The sequence below is a fragment of the Armatimonas sp. genome (genome assembly GCF_043760365.1).
In the GTDB taxonomy this organism is placed as follows: domain Bacteria; phylum Armatimonadota; class Armatimonadia; order Armatimonadales; family Armatimonadaceae; genus Armatimonas.
The window spans coordinates 1-3,771 of sequence record NZ_JAYUPA010000694.1 but is presented as its reverse complement, the minus strand read 5'-3'; the positions used below and the strand labels follow the sequence as shown (position 1 = coordinate 3,771).

The 3,771-nt window shown below is 58.5% G+C and carries 5 protein-coding genes; all 5 read right to left on the bottom strand.

From position 1 onward, the window contains the following. The coding region (locus ACH2EH_RS16340) for a hypothetical protein (protein ID WP_395143208.1) at positions 1 to 380 on the bottom strand (380 nt) is incomplete at its 3' end. A 190-nt stretch (positions 381 to 570) separates the two neighbouring features. Further along, a complete protein-coding gene (locus ACH2EH_RS16335; RefSeq protein WP_395143206.1) occupies positions 571 to 1,476 on the bottom strand; it encodes a DNA polymerase beta superfamily protein in 906 nt (301 codons plus the stop codon). A gap of 12 nt (positions 1,477 to 1,488) precedes the next feature. Further along, the gene (locus ACH2EH_RS16330; RefSeq protein ID WP_395143204.1) at positions 1,489 to 3,027 is read right to left on the bottom strand and encodes an outer membrane protein assembly factor; all 1,539 of its coding nucleotides are present in this window, start codon (positions 3,025 to 3,027) and stop codon (positions 1,489 to 1,491) included. Between the two features lie 193 nt (positions 3,028 to 3,220). After that, complete coding sequence (gene secG, locus ACH2EH_RS16325; protein WP_395143202.1) at positions 3,221 to 3,469, bottom strand: preprotein translocase subunit SecG; 249 nt, start codon at positions 3,467 to 3,469, stop codon at positions 3,221 to 3,223. Next, positions 3,466 to 3,714: a twin-arginine translocase TatA/TatE family subunit gene (locus ACH2EH_RS16320; RefSeq protein ID WP_395143200.1), complete on the bottom strand. Its 249-nt coding sequence runs from the start codon at positions 3,712 to 3,714 to the stop codon at positions 3,466 to 3,468. The genes secG and ACH2EH_RS16320 overlap by 4 nt, the downstream gene beginning before the upstream one ends. Positions 3,715 to 3,771 lie beyond the last annotated feature (57 nt).

The window sequence follows — 3,771 nt, the reverse complement described above, 5'->3', positions numbered from 1 at the left end:
TTCCATGCCACCCAGACGGTCGCAAGCTGGAACGGCAGCGCCACGAGCCGAAGTGCCAGTAGGCTGCCGCCGCCTGTGATCGCAAAGACCAGCGCGGCCAGAACGTAGTAGAGCGGCGGCTGATGGACTTCATCACGGCTCGTCGCTCCCTCAGGGAGCTCCGTCATGCCTTCGCGCGCCTGCATCGTCTCTGTCACGGATGCAGGAAGCGGCTTGCGACCCGGGCTTGGGACAAACATCACCAGCCCTTTTTGCTCGACCAGCAGCCGCACATAGTCCCGGTGCGACGACTCATCGGGATTATGATCGAAGGGGACTTTGACCGCAAAGCTCACCGAGAGCACTAGCGCGGCGGCGAGGATGGCGTAAAGGGATTTCATAGCGGGCCTTCCTGAACCCATCCCGTGCGCTTCTGAACCCATCCCCCCGGCCCCCTTCCCTCAGGGCAGGGAAGGGGGAGGTAAGAGGATTTTTTACCCTCCCTGCCCTGAGGGAGGGGGGCTGTAGTGAGGAACGAACGAAGGCCGGGTGGGTTCGAAGCCGGGTGGGTTCGGGTTAGGGGGGAATCTTTCATACGCCCGCCTTCTCGCAGAGCGCTTTGATCTGTGCGAGAAGCGCCCGCTCCTGGTTTGGAACGGAGAGTGCGTTTTCGAGCGAGCCATAGTGCGCCTCAAGGCACTCCATCAAGAGCGTTTTGATCGCCGCCTCATCGGGGCCGTGGGGAAGCTTGCTGGCGGTGTAGGCGCTCTCTAGCTCTTTTTCCTTGGTGACGAAGAACTCCTTGACTTGCTCCAGAGTCCACTCACCGCGCCGGATTGCCTTCATGCGCTCTCGGTCGCGCTGTAGATCAAGATCACCTAATGTTAGTATTTGCTCGACTTCATCAAGTAAACGCACGACATGATAAGCAAATTTAACGTCGAAACCGAACACCTCCACGTTCTGGGCACGCTTGCTGCCCTCTTGCGGTGTCTTGATCTCCATCTTATGAACTTGAGAGTAGGCGTAGCCTTTGAACTTATGCCACGCGCCTTTATGAAGAAAAATCTGGCGCTTCTCGCGGACACGCTCCCCAATGGAGTTGCAGTGTAGGACGCACTCTCGGGGGGTAAAGAGCGAGTCCACTATATTAGGGTTGTTCTCCATCGCGAGCTGAAAAAACTTGACCAGCGAGAATATAGTTAGATCGTACTCACGGCCCTTGCCCGCCAGCGCGTCCTTGTCCTCGATATGGTGCTGCTGGTACTGCTCGAAGCGCTGGAGCTGACGACCAAAGCCGGGAATTTCGCCGCGCAGGTGTGGAAAGACATCGTCCTTGGGTGGGATACAGAAGCCGTAGACATCCATGTCCGATGAGTCCGACGAGACCCCGTAGGCCATGGAGCCCATGATGGTTTCGTAGGCGATGCAGGTGGGGAGCCACTTGGGTGGGCTGATGAGCTTGCGCTGCGCGAGGCGCTCGATGGTACTTGCCATAGTTTCAAAAATTTAGAACGACTGTCCTAGCGAGATGTAGGTACGAGAGCGGTTGCCAAAAGCCAGATCAAAGCGAATCGGGCCGAGCGGGCTCTGAAAACGCAGCCCGACTCCACCGCCCACTTTTAGACCACTTGCGGAGACATTCTGGCCGGGAAGCCAGGCATTGCCCGCATCCACAAAGAGGACACCCGCTGTGTCTGCTCCGAGCGGAACGCGCACTTCGGCGGAGCCCAACGCCATCCTATCGCCGCGCACCGAGAAGAACTCATAGCCGCGTAGAAGCTCAAAACCGCCCAGGAAGAACTGCTCGGAGAGGGGCACATCGCCCGTAGACGTCCCCCCGAGCAGGCGTATGGCGAAGACGGAGCCGGGTTTTTTGGGCAGGGGCAGGGGGCTGTAGCGACGTAAGTCCAGGCTGGCTTGGCTAAAGTTACGGTTTCCCCCAAAAGCTGCGCCCGCCGACTCGAAACGCAGGCGGTTGAGGAAGCCACTGTGCGGGTTATCGGCACGGTCACGGGTATCGGCGCTGAGTGCGAAGCCCAGTGCACCGACCGTGGCCTTGGCACGGCTGAGTTCAGCAAGAGGCGGGTTAAGACGATCGGGGATGGAGTCGTAGCCCACTTCGTCACGCCGGCCTGTGAGCGCAAGGTTCCAAATCCCACCCAGAGGTCTGCCGATCTGAACATTACCGCCCTTGCGCCGCTCGTAGCTACGCAGAGTCTCAACAGGAGTTCCAAAGGTGGGCAGAAAAATCGTATTCTGGTCGTAGACACTCACCCCGTAGGCTAGGCTGCGGGGGCCGAGGGCGGGGCGCAGGACTGTCACATCGAAGGCAGTGCGGGGAGCCTCCTGAACAAAAAAGCCGTTATCATCCAGTAAGACGCGCCCGAAGCGCTGCCACTGCACCGCGAGCTGCTGGGCGGTTCCAAAGAGGTTCGTTTCGCTGAGATTGACAAAGCCCACCAGCCCCGTGCCGTCGCCGTAGCCCACGGTTGCCGCGACGTTGCCGGTCTGTGCCTCTTTGACACGTACGACAAGATCAATCAGCCCCAGGGTATCTGTGGCATCGCTTTCCTCGGGCGCGCGACCGCTAACGATGACCTCAGAGAAGATTCCCAGGCGGCTTAGCCGGAGCCGATCCTGCTGCACTGCATCATCACGGTAGACCATCCCCGTACGAAGCGAGAGTGCCTCACGCAAGACGCGTGTTTGGGTGCGCTGATTGCCCTCGATGATCAGCCGGCGGATGCGTCCCTCGGCAAGGGTCAGTGTCAGGGTGCCGTCGGCAGCGAGCTGGTAGCTGATCACTTGGGCTAGAGGGTAGCCACGCTGCTGGTAGAGCGCCTTGACCGCATCGAATGCAATGCGGAGCGTGGCAGGCTCGGCGTGCTTGCCCTGTAGCACGGTTCTTGCACTCTGGGCAATGAGGTTCGCAGGTACCACTGAGGCACCGCGAACCTCGACTCGCTGGATGAGCGAGGTCTCTTGCGCTTGCGCGGAGGCCACTCCCAGGGCAGTAAAAAACAAAATTGGGGGGGAACGGTGCATACGAGATGCCTTGACGAAAGGAGCGCCCTTCGTTAGAATATAAAAGGAGGGGGGAACGACAATGGGGATCGGAGTCCTGATCTATTTGGCCGCGGCGCTAGCATTTTACGTCTATCTTCTGGCCACTGCGCGCCCGGAGGCTAAAAACTAAGATACCCCCGACGGCAAATTGCCGTCGGGGGTAGTGTTTTTACTAGGCTCCTGCCATCTCATGGAGGATGTAGAGCAATAACGCGGTGCTCATCCACGTGATTACAATGTTGCGGGTATACACCGAGAGGATCTCATCGTAGCCCGCCTTGCCTCGGAAGTTGCTACTAGGGGTATTGGCCACGCCTCCGCCCAGTCCCTCGTTCTTCGGGTTTTGTAAGGTCACGATCACGATCAAGCTAAAGGAGAGCAGGAGCAGGGCACCGGTTAAGATACCGATGACGATGTTCATGATTCGCTGCCTGCCTTATCTCCGGTGCTGATCTTATCCCCTTCAGGCTTCTTCTCGTCGTCGGTTTTTTTCTCTTCTTCGTCTTTGGCATCGCCATTGACGGAGTTCTTAAACTCGCGGATGCCCTCGCCTAGGCCGCGTGCGAGCTGGGGGATCTTGCTTCCGCCAAACAGAACCAGAATGATTGCACCGACGATGAGCCAGTCGGTGTAGCTAGTGAAATAGGCAAATGTCGTGGTCAACATAGCGTTTTAATTCTTCTCCTTAAGCGCTTTTCGCCTCAGCGTCTGCGCCGGTAACTT